A 22140-nucleotide genomic window follows, 5' to 3' on the forward strand; every position below is an offset into this window, starting at 1 on the left:
ATATGTTGATAAAAGAAAAAAGCCAAAAGCTATTCAGCGAGGCTCAAAATTATATTCCCGGTGGAGTGAACTCTCCTGTACGTGCCTTTAAAGCCGTTGGAGGAAACCCTTTATTTATTGATCATGCCAAGGGGGCTTATATGTATGATGTCGATGGCAACGCTTACATCGACATGATTAACTCCTGGGGCCCGATGATTTTCGGCCATGCGGATGAGCAGGTACTCAAAGCTGTTCAGGAAGCCATTCCATCCTCCTTATCTTTCGGCGCTCCCGGAGCCGCTGAGGTAGAAATTGCAGAATTAATTACCGACCTGGTTCCTTCTATTGAAAAAGTAAGAATGGTCAACTCCGGTACGGAAGCCACCATGTCCGCTATTCGCCTGGCCAGAGGCTATACCGGTCGTGAGAAAATGATCAAGTTTGAGGGATGCTATCATGGGCATGGCGACTCCTTTTTAATTGCAGCGGGCTCAGGCGCCATCACCATGGGAGAGCCTAACTCTCCCGGCGTTACAGTGGGCACAGCAAAAGATACCCTTACCGCTCCTTTCAATGACCTGGAAGCTATTCGCACTTTAGTCAACGCCAATAAAGACCAGATTGCAGCGATTATCCTAGAGCCGGTGGCAGGAAATATGGGCTGCGTACTTCCTCAGGAAGGATATTTAGAGGGCTTAAGACAAATCTGTGACGAGGAAGGCATTGTGCTGATCGTCGATGAGGTAATGACCGGATTCCGCCTGGCAGCAGGTGGGGCGCAAGAGGTGTTCAATGTAAAAGCCGACATTACCACCCTTGGAAAAATCATTGGAGGCGGAATGCCTGTTGGTGCTTATGGAGGTAAAAAAGAAATTATGGATTTTGTATCTCCACAGGGACCGGTTTATCAGGCCGGAACACTTTCGGGGAATCCTATTTCAATGGCAGCAGGTTTGGCACAGCTGAAAAGAATTAAAAATGACAAAGATTTGTATCAGCGCCTTACCGAAAAAACACAAAAAATTGCTGATGGAATTGCTGCACACTTAAAAGCCTTAAATCTCAATTACTACACTTCCCAGATTGGCTCTATGTATACTTTGTTTTTCACCGAAAATGAAGTGCACAACTTTGAGGATGCCAAGTCCTGTGATTTAGAGAAATTCGGTAAATTCTTCAATGCCATGCTGGAAGAAGGGGTTTATCTACCTCCAAGTCAGTTTGAAACCTGGTTCATCTCAGATGCGCTCACCGATAAAGAAATATCAAAAATTATTGATGCTGCTGGAAAATCCCTTAAAGCAATCCACTAAAAACACAAAAGTGATGCCTGAAAAAGCATCACTTTTTTTTCTTTTCAAATAATACCTTACACCAGAAAAAGTCTATTTTTAGAGGATATCTTTCCTCTCTAAAACATTGAATGGAAAGGGAATCAATTTTAATAATTCCTTACTTTCATGACTTTTCCCTACTTTATTTGTATTAATAATGTATATTTGAAATCATTGTAGTTTATTTTACATTAACCCAACCTCTGTGCTTATGGCGCGGTACAACCTTTTACCAATCATCACTCTGATGATTTTTTCTTACATCCCTTCTTGGGGGCAAACTAAAAGTGTCACCTATGAAGAGTTGTATGATGAACCTTACGAAATTAACAAGCTATTCATGAAGCTGCAGCCGGTGATTGCAGAAGTGGGTAGTGCGAATATGTATGTCGGATTTGGGCTTGAGGCCGAATACTATCACGAATCGCTGTTAAACATCAAAGCTGATTTCAGAAGAGCCTATGGAGGACCTTTTGATCTGATGCAAAATCTTTCCGCTAGAAATAATATTCAGCAGGTAAATGGGATTTCAACTTCCACCCATTCTTCTATGGCCGGTGAAATTATTGGCACCTACCATATTAAGGACTGGGAGAAGGATACGGAGACCAAAATGATTCTGTACAGAAGCAGTTACCGCCGTGGAAACAAGTGGAAATCCAAAGTTCCGGATCACATCAAAGTCCCATCCAAAGTAAGAAAGATATACGGAGCCCGTTTAGGCCCTTATTTCCAGTCTGGTGGTATTGATGTGGGCACAGCCATGAGGAAGCAAGGCATTGAATCCATTAACGTTTTACGTGAAGGGGTCGATGCACAACCCTTATCCTCTGACTCCACCATGTACACCAACCAATCCGCTTTTGGTTTTGCTTTGGGAGGCTCTTTAACCTGGATCAAAAACTTTGCAATTAAGCCCACAAGGACATATTCCTCTACAGCCAGTGATATGATCATTTCGGTTTATGCTGATATGCTGATAACCCCCTGGACCAACATTGAAAACCTCAGCTATGATGGAAATGAGTACGATCTCTCTCCGATCAAGCATAATAAATTTGGTTTCCGTCTAGGAGCTGATGGTAAATTCAACCGGGAGTTTGGTTGGGGATATGGCATTGAAATTGGTATGCGCCCTCAGGTCTCCAAACAGATGTTTTATACTGCGGTGAAGCTTAGCATACCGATATTTAGCACCAACCTCAACCACGAAGTAGAAGCTTTTAGTAAATAACACTTTCTACCTATATAAAATGAAAGGTGATGATCAATATTGTTTGATAATCACCTTTTTTTATTTCAAAAATTATATAATATTCAAAATAGGCATGAGATTATTTCGGAAATTATCCGCTTTTGGATATTTTTGCACCGTAACCACACTATTAGTTCCTATGAGAATTACCGCAATAATCCCGATTTTCCTATTGATGTGTGCGACCGCATTTGGGCAAATCAAAAATCCACGGGAAAACACCATTATGATTTCAGGCCAAGGCACTTATGCTGCCAGTCCGGACTGGGTGAAAGTCACCGTATCTGTGGAAGGAAAAAATGAAGCCTTTAATTTAGCCTTTGATCAGCTCAACCAAATTAGCCAGAAACTCCAGCAGGCTTTAAAAGATCAAGGCATCAAAAATGATCAAATTTTCACTTCCAATTATCAAATTGAAAAGGATTTTCAATACAATCCAACCACCCGCAAAAATGAGGATATGGGCTTTTTGGCCAAACATCAAATAAATGTTGAAATACCTCTAAACAATGACCAACTAAAAAAGATTATTACAACAGTAAGCAACACTGAAGGCAATGCTCGACTCACTGTTTCTTTCTCCATAAAAGACTTAGAATCAGCTAGAAATAAAGCATTAACACTAGCTGTTCAGGATGCTAAAGCGAAGGCACTCACCATTTGCAAGGCGGCAAACCTTTCCCTTGGTGAAATAAAACAAATCGATTATGGTCAAACATACAGCAGGCCTGTTCCTTACGCATCAGTTACCATGGATGCAATGAAAATGGATAGAGGCGCTTACAGCGATCCGGGCTTTAACCCCAAGGACATTAGTGTAACGGAAAATGTAAATATTTTGTACAATTTGGAAAAATAATTTCGGATTTGGCCTACTATTTGCACTTATACAAGTATAGATTAAGCTTTCCCATAATTAAGTATAACCAATATTCCCCATGAAAAGATCTTTAACCCTATTCAGCGTTTTCCAAATCGCCGCTTGGGGGTTGTTTTTTTCACAAAATGAAAATGAGGAATTTGTTTCCTCTGAATTAACACAAGCGGAAACTGCTATTGTCAGTTTGAAAACGAATGATGCTTATGCGGGAGCGGAACCTTTATCTTCTTCTCCTGACGCAGCAGTGATTTCAAAAAGAAATCAAGAATGGAATATATGCTTTTTTTAGCCATTCCTTTCTACAACAAAAGGCTTCAATTATGAAGCCTTTTGTTTTTTCAGCCTATTCCACTTTTTCATTACTACCCTCCTCTTATTGGTGAATTCATTTGAAAATGTTTAAAAGCCAAAATTCGAATTTGCCGCCGAATGACGTGCTTTCAAACACGTTCTTAAGCAAAATCTAAATCACTCAATCCACAAACCAGCTGATTTACAGTAAATTAATAGATTGTTTTTTTACACAACCCTCCTCCGTATTGGATCATCCAATTCACTCAGCATTTTCCACTTTTGAAGAAATCTAAAAATGGGCGATTTCCCTATTTTTACGATTTGCAGCTTAACCCCAATTTTTCATGCTTAAAACCTCGATTTAGTGCAAGACGGGAAAATAAAGGAACAGCGAACAGCGCCCTAGTCTGAGTTTTTTTAACGTAGCAGATGATGGAGGAGAAGGCCGGCTTAGTCAAATTTGAGCTATGATAAAATCAATAAAACCAGCTGCAATGCACTGATTTTAATTCATTTTGAGTGAGCGACTAGACCTATCAATGAATATTTTGAGTAAAATCACGTTATTCTATGGAGCTACTGAAGCAGATAGGCCTGCATTTGGATTAAGAATTGAAAAACAGGAATAAGCCTAAGCAAGAGGCCGCCACAAATGAATACCACTCCTGATCCTGTACACTGATAACAGGCCATGACATTCTCACATAAGCGGTTCCGGCTCCGGCTCCTTTCATTGGGAAACTTTCCAAACAGAAAATGACTACCCTATTAAACTGATAGCCTGCTTCGTATCCGCTACCGATTCTATTTGCTCCTGTAGAGGAAGCTTAATTTGAAAATTTGTACCCTGCCCTTGAAGGGAATCTACTTGAATGGTTCCATTATGCAAATCAACGACCTGCTTTACAATGGACATCCCCAGGCCGGTAGATTTCTGTCCCAACAAACCCTTTCTTCCTGCCTCAGTAAAACGATCAAATAATACGGGTAATAACTCCTCGGGAATACCTATTCCGGTATCTTGAATAGACAAAACAACTTCCTTTTCATCAAGGGAAAGTGACATTTTCACCTTGCCGCCTCCCGGAGTAAACTTTATTGCATTTGTCAATAAATTATCAATTACACGCCCCATTTTTGAAACATCAATGGCACAAAAAACAGGATGAGTGGGTAACTCTATTCTTAAAATCAAACCATGCTTTCGCATTTCCTCCTGATGCAAATAAGCCGATTCGTTAACAAATGCCCTTAAGTCAACAATTTTCTCTTCCAGTATTACCAGACCTTCTTCAAACTCTGAATGTGTCAATAACTCCCGGATTAACTCCTGCCCTTTGGTGGCATTCTGACTGATCAGGTCCAGGTATTTTTGTGTATTGATACGATCCGTTCTGAACGACATGCCCACCAGCTCACTCAACCCTTCTATACGGTTTAACGGCCCGGATAAATCATGCGCTACCGAGGCCAAAATCTTATCCTTGAGGGCACTTACGCGTTCGTACTGATCTAATATCTGATGTTCATTGGTTACATCACGAACCGCCCCCAGAATACAATTTGGGTAGTCCTTGGAACGCATGGTCTTTAAGGACAACCATTTCTCCCCACGCACCGTGTTAATTTTCACCTTTAGTTCGTTATGCTCCTCCGCATTGGGTTTGGCGCTCAACTTAACTAAGCTCTCTTTCAACCAATTAATATTCTCTTCATCCAACAGATCCTGAAGTTGCTCGAATCCGATTTTGGTGGGAACACTTAAATCAAATACATTATACAGTCCTCGTTCCCAGACAAATTCCGCTTTTTTATAATCCAATAGAAAGCCATAAACATCGATATTTCCAGCAATCTGAGCCCATAGCTTGTTATCATAAGCCAATATTTGATTTTCCTTATCTCTGGGCACCAAAACCAAATACACCGTTAAATAACAAAAAGCGACCGTGATTAAAATCATATAAGAAATCATCAAGGACTCCTCATTCACCCCCAGCTCTTTAAACAGTAAATAGGCCGCAAAAAGCACCTGAAGAAACCCAAAAGCACTTACTACCAATGACTTCCTTCTGGAAGACAAACTATTCCCCCACACTCCCAATGGGAAAAAAGAAATAGCGACCACCGCCACACTAAAGATGATTAATGACTCTACCTCTACAAAATCAAAAACCAAAGCAAATATTAAGTAGCAAAGGGGGGACATGACCATCGCGAGCACTGCTAAAAGTGCATGCGAAAAAAAACGATCAAAAATAATAGCCATAACGGCACCTGTAGATAAAAACCCAAAGAACAGGTTCACCGAGCTTATCCAGCTAAACATTTCAGCTGAAACCGTACTATTCACCAATAAGACCATTAGTGAAAAAGCCATAACCCAAATTGCAGCAAAAGTGGTTCTGGAGGTGCGGTTAATTAAATGACTAAAAAAATCTATCAAATTCATGCCTGCTGGCTAAAATATTCCCTTTTCTAGATATAAAGATAAGAATCCTCCTTACATATTAAAAAAAAAACGCAGCTCCATTATTTATTTTTAGCATTGAAATTATCGGACACTTTTCGTCCACCAACGAACAAAATTGTCCGCATTCGGACACCTTCAAACCGGGCGCTTACCACTTATACAGGTTTTTGACCGATCCTCACCGAATCTCATTTTGGCACAAGATTTTCCTATTAGTAAGGGAAATAAATCAGATCCTTTATCTTAATCGAAAATGAAAACCTACTTTTACCTTAGCCTCCTATTACTTTTTCCACTTACCCTTTGGGCTAATAATGAACCGGAACACGCCGCCGTCAAGGGTAGTTTAAAAGGAAAATTAATCGACCCGACCACCAGCGAACCGATCCCCTACGCCACCATATCCCTTCAGCAGGAAGAAAAAAATATCACAGGGGGGATAAGTGATGAAAGTGGAAATTTTGTCATCAAAAATATTTCAAAGGGAAAATACGAAGTCCTTTTCCAGTTTATGGGATATGAAACTCATCAACTAACACTGGATTTTGTAAAAGGAAGCATGAACATAAATTTGGGGGAAGTTGGATTATCACCTTCCAAAAAGCTTTTGGAAGAGGTCACCGTTGAAGGACAAAGAGTAAAAATCGAACAACAGCTCGGAAAGAAGGTGGTGAACATTACGGCTGAATTAGCGGCGGGACACACCAATATTTCAGATGTATTGCAACAGGTTCCGGATATTAATATTGACGGTGAAGGCAATATTTCTTTAAGAGGAGATAGCAACGTTCGTGTACTCATTGACAATAAACCCACTCAGCTGTCCCCTGCCGAAGCTTTAAAATCTCTGCCTCCCAATTTAGTAGAGCGCGTGGATGTCATTACCAATCCATCCGCTAAATACGATCCGGAAGGGATATCAGGAATTATCAATATCATTACAAAAAAGAACCGGATCCAGGGTTTTAATGGAATGGTAAGAGGTGGTGTAGGTACAGGGGATAAATACAATGGCGGTATGAACTTCAATTACCGTGTGGGCAAATTCAATGTTTTTGCCGAAGCCAACTTTTCTAAAGAAAGGTGGAATCATGAAAGGGGATTTGAAAGAACTTTTGAGGAATCCGGCGCATTTTTAAAGCAGGACCAGGAAATTTTCAGAAACCAGGGATTCCAGCAGTATAAAGGAGGACTTGATTATTTCATTGACTCTGTAAATACGCTAAGTGGATATTATCAATACTTCAAATGGGAATCCACTTCCAACCAGCCTTTTACCCAGAGCTTAGAGCAGGCGGGGCTGCCCACTATTTTCAGAAACGGCAAAGGCTTTTCGGAGAATATGAATGAAGGAAATCAATTTGATTTGAATTACCGTCGGGAAATAAAAGATGGTTATTTGGAAACAGATTTATGGTATATGGACGGACACGGCTTCTTCAATAGTGCCAACACTCAAAAAGATGAAACCGGAGGCGTAGTAAGTCAGAACAATAACAACCTTTTTACCTTTAACATTTTTGTCCCCACACTGGATTTCAGCAAAAATATCAGTGAAAAGGCTAAGATTGAACTTGGGTATAAAGGAGAATACACCGATGCTTTTTCCAATTCCACCAACAACAATGGAGAAGAAAATGTGGACTTTGGCTACGATTATTATGACATGATCTCGGCCGTTTACACTACTTTCTCCACTCAAATTAAAAATATGGAAGTGCAGGCTGGTCTGAGAGCAGAACACGCCCTTCAGCAGGGAACCATTCAGTTAAGTGAGGGCGACACGCCATTTACCAATGAATATTTCAGCTTGTTCCCCACTTTGTCCCTTCAACAAAAACTGGGAGAGAAAGCGAATTTAGGCTTCAGCTATAGCCGAAGAGTACGCCGCCCCAATATTGATGAAATTGCACCTTTCGAAGTTTATGAAAACCCTCAGAACATTCAGCGAGGTAACCCGGACCTGAAGCCTTCCTTCACCAACTCCATGGAACTTTCCTATGGTTACCGCCCAGAGAAATTTACCATTTCGACCAGCGCATATGTTCGTTTAGGGAATGACATTATCAGAAGTTACTCCTTTTTTGAGGAAGAAAGCCAGGCCAATGTGACTACTTCTCAAAACCTGGGATCCGTAGAAACTTATGGCGTTTCAGTGAGCGGAGATGTGAACATCACCAAATGGTGGAATTTATCCGGTGGAATTGACTTGACCCATATTGATTTCAATGACACCACTTATACCATCCCCAACCGCCCGGACCTGAATCTGAGCGCCAAGCTGAATGCCACCTTTATGCTGCCATGGAATTTAAAAATTATTGCCAATGGTAATTACGATGGCAATAATTACGGCTTACAAAATGTTTCCAATCCTTTTTATGCCATGTCCATGACCGTGAGCAAGGACATTTTAGAAAAGAAGGGAAATATCTCTTTCAGGGCTCAAAACCTGATCTATTCTGGCTGGTCCAATAATGTTTATGGCTTGGGATTCCATGAAGAAAATTATTGGAACAGTGAAAACCCCGTATTCTACCTCAACTTCTCTTACCGATTTGGAAATATGAAGGCAAGAGGAAGAAAACGGAGCATCCACACACAGAAAAGTCTGTAGAAAGCCCGGATTCTAAAGCCGAATTAATTATGCTAAGCCAGATTATTCAAGCTCAAATCCTCCTTTAGCTGGCAGGCGAGAAAAATGAAGGGATTTTTCCATTTCGAATTTTTTCCAAGGAAACAGATGAAGGAGGAGAAAGCAAGTTTGCCCAAATTTGGGCTATTTTAAACCTGAGACAATGATTCATATTCACCTACCTACCTACCTACCTACCTACCTACCTACCTACCTACCTACCTACCTACCTACCTACCAGTTAATTGCGATTAGATAGTGAATTTAGCGGTAAATCATTCGGGCTAACCAAATTTAGGCTGTTCATAAACCAGCAACTCCAACCGCGACACACTGATAATATATTATTTACAGCAAGTCACTAAATCTAAGGGTGAAGCATTAGGGTAAAAAGGGTCCTGAATATTTCTGTAAATCCTTTGGGTAAAGGCCACCATTCTTCTGGTGGCTTTTTTTATCTAAAAACTCCGCAGAATCGAACTCACCTGTTTCCAATAGGATCTCCCGAATAAATTCACATGCACCATCAAAGGATACAGATTATAGTAATCCATCCTTTGTTCCCAGCCCGCCGGCATGCTCATTTCTTCCTGATATACCTGATAAAACGTTGGAGAAAAACCGCCAAAAAGCCGCGTCATGGCCAGGTCTTGTTCCGCCCAGCCATAATAAACAGCAGGATCAAAGATTACAGGCTGATTATCCAATGCCGGCATTTTATTCCCCGACCATAAATCTCCATGTAACAAAACCGCCGGTTGATCCGGAATCAGTTGTCTGATTTGTTTAAAAAAAGCGTCAAAGGCCTTGGATTCCGCTGTCGAAATGACGCTCTGATCAACGGCCAGCTTGACTTGAGGCATTAATCGATGCAGAATAAAAAATTCATAGCCATCCCTTACTGAAGCATTTTTTTGAGGAAGCGTACCGATAAAATTATCCTCAAAAGCGCCAAAACAAGGGCCTGATAGCTGGTGAAGCCGCGCCATTCCATGCCCCAAACGCTGCCAGAATTCAGAAGTCTCCTCGCCTCTTTCCACAAACTCCATCAGCAAAAAAGCATGCTCGCCCTCGGTGGTCAGGCCATACACTTTCGGCACTTTTATACTTCCTTTCCGCAATGCTTCAAGCCCTGCCTTTTCACTTTCAAACATCGCCAACCGGCCGGCCTGATTCACCTTCAGAAAAAAATATCCATCTCTGGTTTTTAAATGATAAGCCTGATGAATATCTCCTCCGGAAACCGGCAAAACCTCAGAAAGCACAACGGCCTTACCCCTGATTCGGGATAAGGCCGCTGTAATATTTTCACTGCTCATCATACCAGCTGATGTGCTTCTTTCAGAGATTGTAATAGTGCCTTATTTGAGCGCATCAACAAATCAAAGACATGCTGAAAGCCTTCCGGCCCGCCATAATAAGGATCCGGCACATCCTGACCGATGCCTTCCTCGTCAAAATCCCTTAACTTCCCCAATTTGTAATCTCCCTTACCATTTTGAAGGGCCTTCACTTTTCGGAAATTAGCATCATCCATGGTCAGCAAATAATCAAACTGCTCAAAATCCAGCGTACTGAACTGTCTGCCTCTATGGTTGATTTCAATGCCATTTTTTCGGGCATTAGCCAAAGTTCGCTCATCCGGTGTTTCCCCGATATGATAAGCAGCCGTTCCGCAGGAATCAATCTCAAATTTATCAGAAAGGCCCTCCTCCTCTACCAACTGCCTCATTATGGCCTCTGCCAGGGGAGATCTGCAAATATTCCCCAGGCAAATGTAAAGAACCTTAATCATTGAATACTAGTATCTATTTTTCTCTAATTGCTTAACTGCTACTGCAAAATCTTTAGGATAGGGAGCGGATATTTTCATTTGTTTACCCTTCGGATCTTTAAACTCAATGGCAAAGGCATGCAAAGCAAAGCGCTTTAATAAAGGCTGCTCTTCCGTTCCCTTTTTTAAGTTGAATTTTCTTTTCAATTGTGAAAGCAATAATGGAGATCCTCCATAAGTTTCATCGCAGGAAATCGGAGCCTTCAGGGTAGAAAGGTGAATACGAATTTGGTGCATTCTCCCCGTATGCGGAATCGCCTCCACCAATGTATGGCCTTTATAGGCTTCCAGCGTATTGAAAGTGGTGTGGGAAGGCTTTCCCTTTTCAAAATCAATCTTCACAATCCCCTTGGTTCCGGGATAAATCGGAAGAGTGTTTTCTTTTTGGTCAAACTCATGAATACCGTCCACAATGGCATGGTAAATCTTTTTCACCTTACGTTTTTCAAATTGAACCGAAAGATGACGATAAGCATCCGGTGTTTTGGCAATCATCAATACGCCTGAGGTTTCTTTATCCAGACGGTGACAATTTTGCGCCGTTTCACAATACTCTCTGGCCATGGCCAGAATATTAGTATAAGATGCCCGATCTTCCAAAGTAGCCACATGAGGTGGCTTGTTGATGGCAATATAATCCTCATTTTCAAAGATAATGAGATCTTCAAATTTCACTTTCTTCATAACAAAAGCGCCTTATGCACTTATCATTTCAATATTCAATTCCTCTTCTTTAAAAGGCTTGCTATGCAATACAAAACTAAAAGTAGATCCTTTTCCTACCTCAGTCTGCACATGACACTGCGTGCCGTGCGCCTGTAAAATATGACGAACAATCGCCAATCCCAGACCATTTCCCCCTTTGGATTTTGCCCGGCTTTTTTCTACCCGATAAAAACGCTCGAAAATTCTTTTCACATCTTCCTCCGGAATACCGAATCCATTATCGGCCACAGAAACAAAAACCTTTCCATCTTCTTCCAACAGGGTCACTTCCACCAGGCCGTTATCATTGTCCTGATATTTGATGGCATTCACCACCAGGTTGGTCATCACATGGCCAATACGTCTTTTATCGGCATAAACAAAGACGTTATCCTTGGTAGAGGTGGAGAATTTTAAATCAATATTTCGCTTCTCCGCCTTATTATCCAACTGGTCAAAAATATCTTCCACCTGCTCACGCAGATCATATTTTTCCACCAATAATTTAGCATCACCAGACTCCAGCTGAGAGATGGATAGTAAATTATGCACCATCTTATCAAGCCCATCCAGACTTTTTGCTGCTTTTTTCAAAAATCGCTTTAAGATCACCTCATCCTCCATCGCTCCGTCCAAAAGCGTATGCACAAATCCCTGAGCAGCAAAAATAGGCGTCTTCAGCTCATGAGAAACGTCCGCTAAAAATTCCCGGCGATAAATCTCCATTCTTTTAAGATTTTCAATCTCTTTCTGCTTCTCTGAGGCGTAATCCAGAATTTTTCTGTTCGCCATTTTAATCGGATTGGTAGAGGTATTATTCTGTTCTTCAAAAAAAGAAAGATTATCCGACTTCAAATTATCCAGCATATCGTACATTTTACTCAGCTCCCGGAAAACCAAAAACTCCAGCGTAAACATGATTAAGATATAAGAACAAGAAAAGGAGATGCCCAAAACCACCAACAGGGCCATTTCCGAAACATCTTTTACCAGGGAAAGGAAAAGCGTTGTAACTACGGCGATCACCACGCCCAGCACCGAAGCAACACCACGAGAATTGTAAAACATTGGAATAAAGTTTATCGATCTTATTTCAAGACCCTATGATAAAAAAAAATCTGGCAAAGAAACAAAGCCTTTGCCAGATTTTCTCCCTAAAGATAGGGCTTTAAAATATATCTTCAAATTTATAGCCAACGCCTTTTACCGTTACGATATATTGATCTCCGATTTTCTCCCGCACCTTCCGGACATGGACGTCCACCGTCCGGGCTAAAACATAAACATCAGCACCCCAAATATTCCGCAACAGCTCTTCTCTGTTAAATACCTTTCCCGGATGGGTGGCCAGAAAATACAACAATTCAAATTCTTTTCTGGGCAAGGTAATTTCTTGCTGATCCACAATCACCGTATAGCTGTCCCGATCAATCTGTAGCCCACCAATACTGACCTTATCCGCATTATTCACCTGCTTACTTTCTCTTCGGAACAAAGCCTGAATCCTGCTTAACAAAGCCCTTGGTTTTATTGGCTTATTAATGAAATCATCCGCTCCTGCTTCAAAAGCAGCTACCTCGGAATACTCCTCCGAACGCGCCGTTAGAAAAATAATGAAAGTACTCTGAAACTCCGACATCTCTCTCAACTGACGACAGGTTTCTACCCCATCCTGATCAGGCATCATTATGTCCAAAAGAATTAAATGCGGATGGAATGACTTCGCTTTTTCTATTCCTTTTTTCCCGTTCTTTGCGGTTTCAACTTCATAACCTTCTTTGGTAAGATTATATTCTAAAATTTCGCGAATGTCGGATTCGTCATCCACTATCAACACCCGGTAGCCAGTTTTTGCCATGAAAAAGAATTGTTTTGGTCGGTTAAAATTAGAGAAAATGATGGACTTAAAAAACTATCACGCCAAGAAACGAGCTACGCATTTCATAAAATGAAAGAATCCTTCATTATTTTATTATTAAGGTTTTGCAAACACCTTATTACGTCCGGGGTAATATTTCTTAATCGTCACCTCTGCGGACCCTACCACCAGACGGGCTTTCACCTTAATCGGAATCTTATGCTCATCATCGGATAAATAGGCGGTAATCGGACTATCTTTTTCAAACGTCTCATTATCCGGCATCACCGGCACCAGAATCAATGCCTTCTTTTTCCCCATATCGGTCTTCACCGTAGTCCGTCCATCAAATCGAATGCGCATCCGGTAGTTTTTCTTATCAAAAAAGCCATTAAACTCCATGATGGTACCCTCGGGCACCTGCGAAAAATCTATATTCCTTAAATAATAAAAACCACTGATGATATCGTGAACAGCATTCGGGATAAAGTAATTCTCCTGCCCTTTTAAAACGCCCGTGTGCTTATCGAGCTTTTCCAGCGTAACACTGTCCATTTCATGATGAAATTTCAGGATCTCTTTATGCCGGTGGTTAGCCTCCTGAATATCCATATAAAAACGCTGAGGAGCAAAGGTGGCGGTATCCACAAATGAACCCCACTTATCTTCAATGCGGACCACTTTTCGCCAGAAGCCCACCGTCCGGCCCGTCACCTCCATTTTATAGCAAGGCCTGCCGTTCACATAATCCACCTGATTATCTACCCGCATGACTGCCTCGCCGGCATTGATAAACCCATAATGCACGCGGTAAGTGATCCGCTCTCCCAAATCATAAGCCACCACCTCCGATAGCGGAAAGCTACTCCCGTCTTTCACCCGGCTCGTGGAATCCGGATGATTAAAAGGCAAAATCAGCAATATTAAAGTCCAAAAAACAGGCATCATTTCTAAATCAAATTCAATTACATTGATGGATACTTTAATTTATAATCCTCCAGCAATAACTTCACACTCCCCTGATACTTTTGCTGCAACTCCCGCTCCAGCTCGTCATAGTATTCCCTATATCGTACGAAAGACATGAAATATGCGTTGTTGGGCTTACGATCCCTAAAAAGACCCCGGTAATGGCTTCCTTCACTAAAACTGACGGTATCCAGATTTTGACAAATGGCATCGATCATCTCCTGCTTTTGAATCGATTTTTCTTCCTGAGCTAAAGCAGGGTCAAAACTTTTATATAAACCATCCAGCGCTTTGGCTCCTCCGAGCATATAATTTACAAATTTCCGCTCATCTCCCCATTGGTTGATATACGTTTTATACGGATCACTCTCTTTTCCGTATCGCTTTTTCAGAAAACGGATAGCCCCCTGATGCCCAATGAAAGTGGCCAGGTTTTCATTGAACTGCACGCTATCTTTTACAAATAGAGTACCGTGGGTCAACTCATGCAAAATCAATTCTGCCAGTTCACCATCCCCATTATTTAAAAAATTAGACATTACCGGATCAGAAAACCAACCCAGAGTGGACCATGCGGAAACCGTCCGGATGCTGGTATCTTTCCCCAGCTCATCCATTGCCGCACGCTCTTTCCTGGCCTTCTCCAAATCAAAAAATCCTTTATAGGGAAAAGTCCCAACCAAGGGGAATTTCCATTCCACCGGCTTCAGGGCAAAAGGCTCACAGGCACTCACAACCCAAAGGGTGGGTTTTCCGCCCTGATCATACATCTTGGTATAATTCTGATTCTCGAAAATCCCCAACTCCTGAAAACCGAAATCACGGACCTCCTGAATAAGCCGTAACTTACTTTTTAAAGAGTCTGGATATTGCTCATCCTCAAGATAATCCTCGATAGGGGAAGCCTTCAACAGGACTTTCAACTGCCCCTGCGCCTGCATTAAACCATAAGCAATCAGCTCAGCATAAAGCAATGCCAAACCAAATAATACCAACAGGACTCCTAGAAAAATCTTTTTGAACATGTGAAATTTTAATCTTTATCCTACATCAATAATACAAAAAATAGCAATAACCCATCAAAGAAAGGTATTTTTATCCCCATGCATTCCAAAACATCCGCTATCGATCAAGGTTTGAATATAAATTCCAATAATCAGGTGGTATTACCGACATTTTAAAGTCGTAATTTTCACACAAAAATCAGAGAAAGCTTTGGCTTTGAAATTATCTTTCTTAAATTTCCAATCAGAAAGGAATCCAACATTCCGATTATTATAGCTGAATAAAAATAACCCTATATATTATGAGCGACGATAGACTCGAAAAGATGAAGTCACTCCAGGTGACCCTTGACAAACTGGACAAAGCCTATGGTAAAGGCACGGTTATGAAACTAAGCGATGAGCGTGTTTCTGATATCCCTGCTATTTCCACTGGTTCCCTTGGTTTAGATATCGCCCTTGGAATTGGCGGTATTCCTCGTGGTCGAATAGTGGAAATTTACGGACCTGAATCATCCGGTAAAACCACCCTTTCTATGCACTGCATTGCAGAAGCACAAAAAAGTGGCGGAATTGCAGCCTTTATTGATGCCGAGCACGCTTTTGACAAAGTGTATGCGGAGAAATTAGGCATTGACACCGAGAACCTGCTGATCGCTCAGCCTGACAATGGAGAACAAGCATTGGAGATTGCCGAACACTTGATTCGCTCCGGCGCTATCGATATCATTGTCATTGACTCCGTAGCCGCTTTGGTTCCAAAAGGAGAACTGGAAGGCGATATGGGAGATTCCAAAATGGGACTTCAGGCGCGTTTGATGTCACAAGCTTTGAGAAAGCTGACGGGTGCTATCAACAAAACCGCCTGTACCTGTATTTTCATCAACCAGCTGCGTGAGAAAATCGGGGTCATGTTTGGTAACCCTGAAACCACTACAGGTGGTAACGCTTTGAAATTCTACTCCTCTGTACGTTTGGACATCCGCCGTATTGGTCAGATTAAAGAGTCTGCAGACAATGTAACGGGTAACCGCACAAGAGTGAAGGTCGTGAAAAACAAAGTAGCTCCTCCATTCAAACAGGTAGAATTCGACATCATGTATGGCGAAGGTGTTTCCAAAGCCGGGGAGATTCTGGACATTGGCGTTGCATTGGAAATCGTGCAAAAATCCGGCTCCTGGTTCTCTTATGAGGGCAACAAATTAGGACAGGGACGTGATGCTGTGAAAAACATCATTCGTGATAATCCGGAATTGATGGAAGAGCTGGAAGGAAAAATCAGATCCAAATCAGGATTGGGCGGAGAAGAAGAAGCAACGGAAATTCCGGAAGCGGAAGCATAATCCACCATATAGATCAAAAAAGGCGATACCGAAAAGTATCGCCTTTTTTATTGGCCTGAAATTTAACCCGGATTATTCCCTCGTTTAGCTGTTAAGCGGAAAAAATGAAGGAACAATTCCCTATTTCATTTTTCTCCAAGAAAGCAGATGCTGGAGGAAAAAGCAAGCTTGCCCCAATTTGAGCTATTAATAATCAGAAAAAACACCAGTAATAAACTGAAGCAGTGCTTTTTCATAAAAAGCCAGATCAGCCATTCAATACCTTATTTTGAATAATCAATCGTTTCTTTTTCATTTTTTCTTGATAAAAAACGAAACAAAAAAATCAAGGCTGTGATCAATATCGGCGGGACAAAGAACCTGCTGACGGAATCCATCAAGGCGACATTTGGACAAGGTAGAAAACTGGTAAAGTATTGCAGAAATGTCGCTGTGATGCCTTCTGGTCGCCAGCAGAACCTTAGTCTACCACCCATTGATCAAGGCCGGACTGTTGATGTGGAAGATTTTATACCATAATGTCAATACTGTAAACGGTAGTAAGCTAACCCATAAACAGGTGCTCAAATTAAATAGCCCCCATTGGAAACTAAATTATTCCTATAATTTGCACATTTGTAGTTTTATGAAAAAACCGTGTAAACTGAAGATAAGCCCCTTGATTTGGTGATTTTTGCGGTGAATATTTCGGGCTATTGTCGAATCGCCACCACCGGATCCATTTTAGCCGCTACGCTGGCCGGAATCAATCCGGACACCAGACCGATAATGGAAGAGACCATCAATCCTACCAGAATATTTTTAAAAGAAAGGCTCAACTCCAATGATCCGGTAGGCGCATAGGTTAACCCATAAACCAGTACCAGGCCAGCAGCCCCACCGGCCAAGCTCAACAATACTGCTTCAAACAGAAACTGAAATAAAATATAAAACCTTTTGGCGCCCAGGGCTTTTTGAATCCCGATCAAATTGGTCCGTTCCTTCACAGACACAAACATGATATTGGCGATTCCGAATCCGCCGACCAGAATGGAGAACAAACCAATCACCGCCCCGGCTAAGGTCAGCACCCCGAAAATATTCTCAATCGCTCCTGCAATCACTTCCGGACGGTTTACGGCGAAATTATTCTCGTCTACGGGCTTCTGCCCTCTCAGGCGGCGCATCATGCCAACCAGTTCCCCTTCCAGCTTTTCCAAACCTTCATCCTCGGGAAATCCCTTTATTACAATGGAAGCCCCTATCCCATTCTTTTTACCTACATAATATACTTTTCGGAAAAAGTTAAAAGGCACAAAACAAGTCTTATCCTTATCTATGAAGCTTACCAGGTTCTCCCCTTCCGAAGGCAATACCCCAATCACTTTACAAGCATTACCCTTGATCATCACCGTTTGCCCCAACGCATTGCCCAAAGGAAAAAGCTGCTGCCCCAAATCATGCCCAATAATCACCACTCCGCGCCCATTACTAGCTTCCAATTGTGTAAAGAACCTGCCCTGCTCCAGCTTTAAATCCATCATCTGGTCATATTGATGAGAAATCCCCATTAACATCATCCCACTGGCGCTGTTGTTATCCTTTTTGAATGTTACCCCATCTTTCATGGCCTGAATGGCAATACCGGAAGCTCCTTTAAGGTTATCCTCCAAAAAACGGAACTCTTCATAAGTAGGATGAGGACGTTGCAAATATTTCCACCAGGGATATTCCCCACCTACCCCCCAGGGCCATTTTTCCACATAAATGAGATCTCCGCCTAAAAAATCCAAACTCTTTTTTATCCCATTTTCCAGGGAATCCACTAAAGTAAAAACCCCAATGATAGCGAAAATACCGACTGTCACCCCCAGCAGGGAGAGGATTGTTCTCAAAAGGTTAGATTTCAAAGCGGTGAGTGCAGAGCGAAAGCTCTCCCAAATCAGAAAAAGTGTCTTCAATGTTTTATGTAGATTAGTAGGAAGTTATTTGCAATAAAAAAAGAAAATTACAAAAAACTACATTTCATAGCATCCTTTTACTAAATTTGCATCTTGCATTTCGTATGCAAAAACCAGAAGCAGTTTCCAAACCATAAATTTTGCTGAATATACATGAAGTTATCAGAATTCAAATTTGAACTTCCTTCCGATCTGATCGCCCTGCATCCTTCTGATAATCGTGATGAGTCCCGTTTGATGGTACTTCACCGCGATACGGGTAAAATCGAACACAAAGTTTTCAAGGACATCATCGAGTATTTCGATGAAGGTGATGTTTTTGTCAACAATGACACTAAGGTTTTCCCTGCACGCCTTTATGGTAATAAGGAAAAAACCGGCGCTCAAATCGAAGTTTTCTTACTTCGTGAATTAAATAAGGATCTTCACCTTTGGGACGTTTTGGTAGATCCTGCGCGTAAAATTCGTGTTGGCAATAAGCTTTACTTTGGTGATGGTGAATTGGTAGCTGAAGTAGTGGATAACACCACTTCTCGTGGCCGTACCATTCGTTTCCTTTGGGATGGCGAAGACGAAGCTTTCTACAATCTGATCGACTCTTTGGGTGAAACACCACTTCCGGATCCAATCATTGAGAAGAGAAAAGTAGCACCGGAAGACCGTGAGCGCTACCAGACCATCTATGCGAAAAACGTAGGTGCGGTTGCAGCTCCAACTGCAGGATTGCACTTCACCCCTCAAATCATGAAACGTTTGGAAATCGTTGGAGTCGACATCGCTTCCATTACGCTTCACGTTGGTTTGGGTACTTTCCGTCAGGTAGATGTGGAAGATTTGACCAAGCACAAAATGGATTCAGAGAATTTCCGTGTGGGACCTGAAACAGTGGAGATGGTCAACAAAGCATTGGATGCGAAGAAACGTGTTTGTTCCGTAGGAACCACTTCTATGCGCGCTTTGGAATCTTCGGTATCGGCAAACGGTCGCTTGAAGCTGAATGAAGGATGGACGGATAAATTCATCTTCCCTCCATACGATTTCAAAATCTGTAATGCTTTGATTTCTAACTTCCATATGCCGGAATCTACATTATTGATGATGTCTGCGGCATTTGGTGGATACGAATTCGTTATGGAAGCATATCAGGAAGCTATCAAAGAAAAATATCGCTTCTTCTCCTATGGAGATGCCATGTTGATTCTTTAATTATAAAATACGGAAAAGAACGGCAGCTTCGGCTAGCCGTTTTTTTTTGCCATCAATTTTCAAGCATGAAAGAATACGTCATCATCGTCGCCGGAGGAAGTGGTAGCCGAATGGGCAGCAATATTCCGAAACAGTTTTTGGAGCTGGACGGGAAACCGATTTTGATGCACACCATTGAAGCATTTCTTCTATATAATGGGGCAATAGAAATCATCTTGGTATTACCGGAAGGACAAATCAGTCACTGGGAAGAGCTGGTCCACAAACACCAATTCAGCCCAAATTTCACCATCGCCAAAGGGGGGACCTCCAGGTACGCCTCGGTAAAAAGCGGCCTATCCAAGATAAAGGAAGAAGGCTTAGTGGCCATTCATGACGGGGTAAGACCATTTGTGGACACCGCTGTCATTCAAAATGCTTTTAAAACCGCCAAAGCAAAAGGAAATGCCATCACTTCGGTAGCCTTGAAAGATTCCATCCGAAAGGTTTTACCCAATGGGGGGAATCAAACCGAAGACCGCACGCATTACCGCACCATCCAAACCCCGCAAACCTTTCAAAGCCAATTACTCAAAGGGGCTTATGAAGTGACGGAATTACCCACTTTTACGGATGATGCCAGCGTAATTGAACATGCCGGTCACTCCATTCATTTAGTCGAGGGGTCTTATGAAAATATAAAGATCACCACGCCGGAGGATTTGTATATTGCGGAAGCCCTATTAAAAAAGCGCCACCGGTAGAAAGGTTTTTGACAAAAAAAGACTGAAGTGTTTACCTCAGTCTTTTTTTAATCTTGTCTTTCTAATATTCATCCTCATTAAAGAAGAAATCATCCTTCGTTGGATAGTCAGGCCAAATTTCCTCGATACTCTCGTAAGGCTCGCCATCATCTTCCAATTCCTGAAGGTTCTCCGACAATTCCAATGGCGCTCCTGAACGATTACAGAAATCGATCAATTCTTCTTTGGTTGCTGGCCATGGAGCATCTTCTAAATAAGAAGCCAATTCAAGTGTCCAGTACATTATATACCTCCTTTTTAATTAAATCTTGAAATATCTTTGCTATTCGAGTAATACTTAATTACACTAAGAAAATAGTCTCAGGGTTTTTAAGCTTCGGCAAAAATAGCAAAATTTATAAGCTAACAAAGCAAAGGATAAACAAATATTTTTATTAAGCAATGATAGAGTATTCACTTTTCAAGATTGTACATCAACATACTAAAAGCTGCCTCAGTTTAATCCTGATGCTGATTTGCTCAACCCCTGCCTTTGCGCAACTCACATGCAGTCACAAAGATCATACCACAATAGTACAAATTCTGCGGACAGCGGAAACGAAAAACTGGAGAGAACTCCCTGATGGAGAATCGCTTACTGAAATCGGAAAAGCATTCATCCCGACTCCCTATGTTGCGAACACTTTGGAACAGGGAATGAAGGAAGATAGCCTGATCATCAATGTCAGCGGAATGGATTGCACCACTTTTGTGGAACAGGTACTGGCCATGGGAATGACCATCAAAAAAAATGATCCGTCTTTTGAAAAATTCGGTCAATCACTGGAATGTATCCGCTACCGGGGAGGAAACAAGGAGGGCTATTTCTCCAGACTTCACTACTTTACCGACTGGATAGATGATAATGAAAATAAAAGCCTGATCGAAAACATTAGCAGGACATTAAGCCCGGAACAGCTTCCAAAAGACCTGAATTTCATGAGCACACACCGCTCAGCTTATAAGGCGTTAGCGGATAATGACTCCCTGTGGCACATGACCCAACAACTGGAAAAAGAGATTAACCAAAGAGACCACTATTTCCTTCCTAAAGATCAAATAAGGGAGCAGGCGAGTCAGATAAAAAACGGAGACATTATTGCCCTGGTTACCAAAATCAAAGGACTGGATGTTTCCCATGTGGGCTTTGCCTATTGGCAGGGAACCGAATTGCATTTTCTGCATGCGTCCCTAAAAAAGGGGGTCATGATTACGGAGGAAACCCTGAGTGATTATCTCGGAAAAATGAAATCAAACCGTGGGATAATAGTAGCCAGACCGGTCTATTAAGCCGAATTATTCACTGCTAGATTTAGTGAGTTGATATAAGCATTAAATAAATAGCGTTTTGCGGTTTATTTTATTGAATTATCAATAACTCAAATTTGGATAGGCTTGCTTTCTCCTCATTCATCTGCTTCGTTGGGAAAAACTCGAAATAGGAAAAATTCCTTCATTTTTCCCGCCTTGCAGCTAAAAGAGGATTGGAGTATGAATAATCCGGATTAAATCCTGCAGAATGGTTATCGAAGCACGGTATTTTGGCTGAGGGATAGAGGGATTGTTGAAGCTCTTTTTTGCAGCCTGAAAGCGTAGCGGCTCGCAAAAAAAGCGACTCCCGAAAGCCCGGTGCCGAGCCTGGGCGA

19 protein-coding genes are annotated in these 22140 nt (G+C 41.7%); 9 read left to right on the top strand and 10 right to left on the bottom strand.

What is annotated here, in order from left to right:
• The first annotated feature begins 2 nt into the window (after positions 1-2).
• The 4 genes from hemL (at position 3) to NG22_RS11580 (ending at position 3740) form a co-directional block, all read left to right on the top strand.
• The gene (hemL, locus tag NG22_RS11565) at positions 3-1295 is read left to right on the top strand and encodes a glutamate-1-semialdehyde 2,1-aminomutase (protein ID WP_053405877.1); all 1293 of its coding nucleotides are present in this window, start codon (positions 3-5) and stop codon (positions 1293-1295) included.
• A 268-nt stretch (positions 1296-1563) separates the two neighbouring features.
• Positions 1564-2550 (top strand): hypothetical protein, encoded by a 987-nt coding sequence (locus tag NG22_RS11570; RefSeq protein ID WP_157601043.1) that lies wholly within the window; start codon positions 1564-1566, stop codon positions 2548-2550.
• A 247-nt stretch (positions 2551-2797) separates the two neighbouring features.
• A complete protein-coding gene (locus NG22_RS11575; protein ID WP_301280976.1) occupies positions 2798-3430 on the top strand; it encodes an SIMPL domain-containing protein in 633 nt (210 codons plus the stop codon).
• A 79-nt stretch (positions 3431-3509) separates the two neighbouring features.
• Positions 3510-3740 (top strand): hypothetical protein, encoded by a 231-nt coding sequence (locus tag NG22_RS11580; RefSeq protein WP_053405880.1) that lies wholly within the window; start codon positions 3510-3512, stop codon positions 3738-3740.
• A 765-nt stretch (positions 3741-4505) separates the two neighbouring features.
• Here NG22_RS11580 and NG22_RS11585 read toward each other — a convergent pair.
• A complete protein-coding gene (locus tag NG22_RS11585; protein WP_172674372.1) occupies positions 4506-6125 on the bottom strand; it encodes an MFS domain-containing histidine kinase in 1620 nt (539 codons plus the stop codon).
• 346 nt (positions 6126-6471) lie between these two features.
• On the opposite strand from NG22_RS11585, the gene NG22_RS11590 reads away from it, so the two are divergent.
• Entirely contained in the window at positions 6472-8835 is a 2364-nt protein-coding gene (locus tag NG22_RS11590; RefSeq protein ID WP_053405882.1) for a TonB-dependent receptor, read from the top strand.
• Positions 8836-9311: 476 nt separating this feature from the next.
• On the opposite strand, the gene NG22_RS11595 is transcribed toward NG22_RS11590, so the two are convergent.
• The 7 genes from NG22_RS11595 to NG22_RS11625 all read right to left on the bottom strand — a co-directional run bounded on the left by NG22_RS11595 (position 9312) and on the right by NG22_RS11625 (position 15244).
• Complete coding sequence (locus tag NG22_RS11595) at positions 9312-10175, bottom strand: fructosamine kinase family protein (RefSeq protein WP_053405883.1); 864 nt, start codon at positions 10173-10175, stop codon at positions 9312-9314.
• Entirely contained in the window at positions 10172-10648 is a 477-nt protein-coding gene (locus NG22_RS11600) for a low molecular weight protein-tyrosine-phosphatase (RefSeq protein ID WP_053405884.1), read from the bottom strand. Before NG22_RS11600 ends, NG22_RS11595 begins: the two co-directional genes overlap by 4 nt.
• Before the next feature lie 6 nt (positions 10649-10654).
• Positions 10655-11371, bottom strand: coding sequence for an RluA family pseudouridine synthase (locus tag NG22_RS11605; RefSeq protein ID WP_053405885.1), 717 nt, complete (start codon positions 11369-11371; stop codon positions 10655-10657).
• A 12-nt stretch (positions 11372-11383) separates the two neighbouring features.
• On the bottom strand, positions 11384-12460 hold the full coding sequence (locus NG22_RS11610) for a cell wall metabolism sensor histidine kinase WalK (RefSeq protein WP_053405886.1): 1077 nt from the start codon (positions 12458-12460) through the stop codon (positions 11384-11386).
• Between the two features lie 100 nt (positions 12461-12560).
• On the bottom strand, positions 12561-13250 hold the full coding sequence (locus NG22_RS11615; protein WP_053405887.1) for a response regulator transcription factor: 690 nt from the start codon (positions 13248-13250) through the stop codon (positions 12561-12563).
• Positions 13251-13367: 117 nt separating this feature from the next.
• Positions 13368-14198, bottom strand: coding sequence for a DUF3108 domain-containing protein (locus tag NG22_RS11620; RefSeq protein ID WP_053405888.1), 831 nt, complete (start codon positions 14196-14198; stop codon positions 13368-13370).
• 17 nt (positions 14199-14215) lie between these two features.
• Positions 14216-15244: an aminopeptidase gene (locus NG22_RS11625; RefSeq protein ID WP_053405889.1), complete on the bottom strand. Its 1029-nt coding sequence runs from the start codon at positions 15242-15244 to the stop codon at positions 14216-14218.
• Positions 15245-15525: 281 nt separating this feature from the next.
• On the opposite strand from NG22_RS11625, the gene recA reads away from it, so the two are divergent.
• Positions 15526-16566, top strand: a complete 1041-nt coding sequence (gene recA / locus NG22_RS11630) for a recombinase RecA (RefSeq protein WP_053405890.1) — start codon at positions 15526-15528, stop codon at positions 16564-16566.
• 692 nt (positions 16567-17258) lie between these two features.
• Here recA and NG22_RS11640 read toward each other — a convergent pair.
• A complete protein-coding gene (locus NG22_RS11640) occupies positions 17259-18506 on the bottom strand; it encodes an ABC transporter permease (RefSeq protein ID WP_053405892.1) in 1248 nt (415 codons plus the stop codon).
• 153 nt (positions 18507-18659) lie between these two features.
• Between NG22_RS11640 and queA the strand changes: the two genes are divergently transcribed.
• Together queA and NG22_RS11650 are read left to right on the top strand one after the other, a co-directional pair.
• Positions 18660-19712, top strand: coding sequence for a tRNA preQ1(34) S-adenosylmethionine ribosyltransferase-isomerase QueA (queA, locus tag NG22_RS11645; protein ID WP_053405893.1), 1053 nt, complete (start codon positions 18660-18662; stop codon positions 19710-19712).
• 65 nt (positions 19713-19777) lie between these two features.
• On the top strand, positions 19778-20455 hold the full coding sequence (locus NG22_RS11650; RefSeq protein WP_053405894.1) for a 2-C-methyl-D-erythritol 4-phosphate cytidylyltransferase: 678 nt from the start codon (positions 19778-19780) through the stop codon (positions 20453-20455).
• Positions 20456-20516: 61 nt separating this feature from the next.
• Here the strand turns inward: NG22_RS11650 and NG22_RS11655 are convergent, their stop codons facing one another.
• Positions 20517-20738, bottom strand: a complete 222-nt coding sequence (locus tag NG22_RS11655) for a DUF2795 domain-containing protein (protein WP_053405895.1) — start codon at positions 20736-20738, stop codon at positions 20517-20519.
• Between the two features lie 158 nt (positions 20739-20896).
• Between NG22_RS11655 and NG22_RS11660 the strand changes: the two genes are divergently transcribed.
• Positions 20897-21784, top strand: a complete 888-nt coding sequence (locus NG22_RS11660) for an N-acetylmuramoyl-L-alanine amidase-like domain-containing protein (RefSeq protein ID WP_053405896.1) — start codon at positions 20897-20899, stop codon at positions 21782-21784.
• Positions 21785-22140 lie beyond the last annotated feature (356 nt).

The organism is Persicobacter sp. CCB-QB2, assembly GCF_001274635.1.
Taxonomy (GTDB): domain Bacteria; phylum Bacteroidota; class Bacteroidia; order Cytophagales; family Cyclobacteriaceae; genus Persicobacter; species Persicobacter diffluens.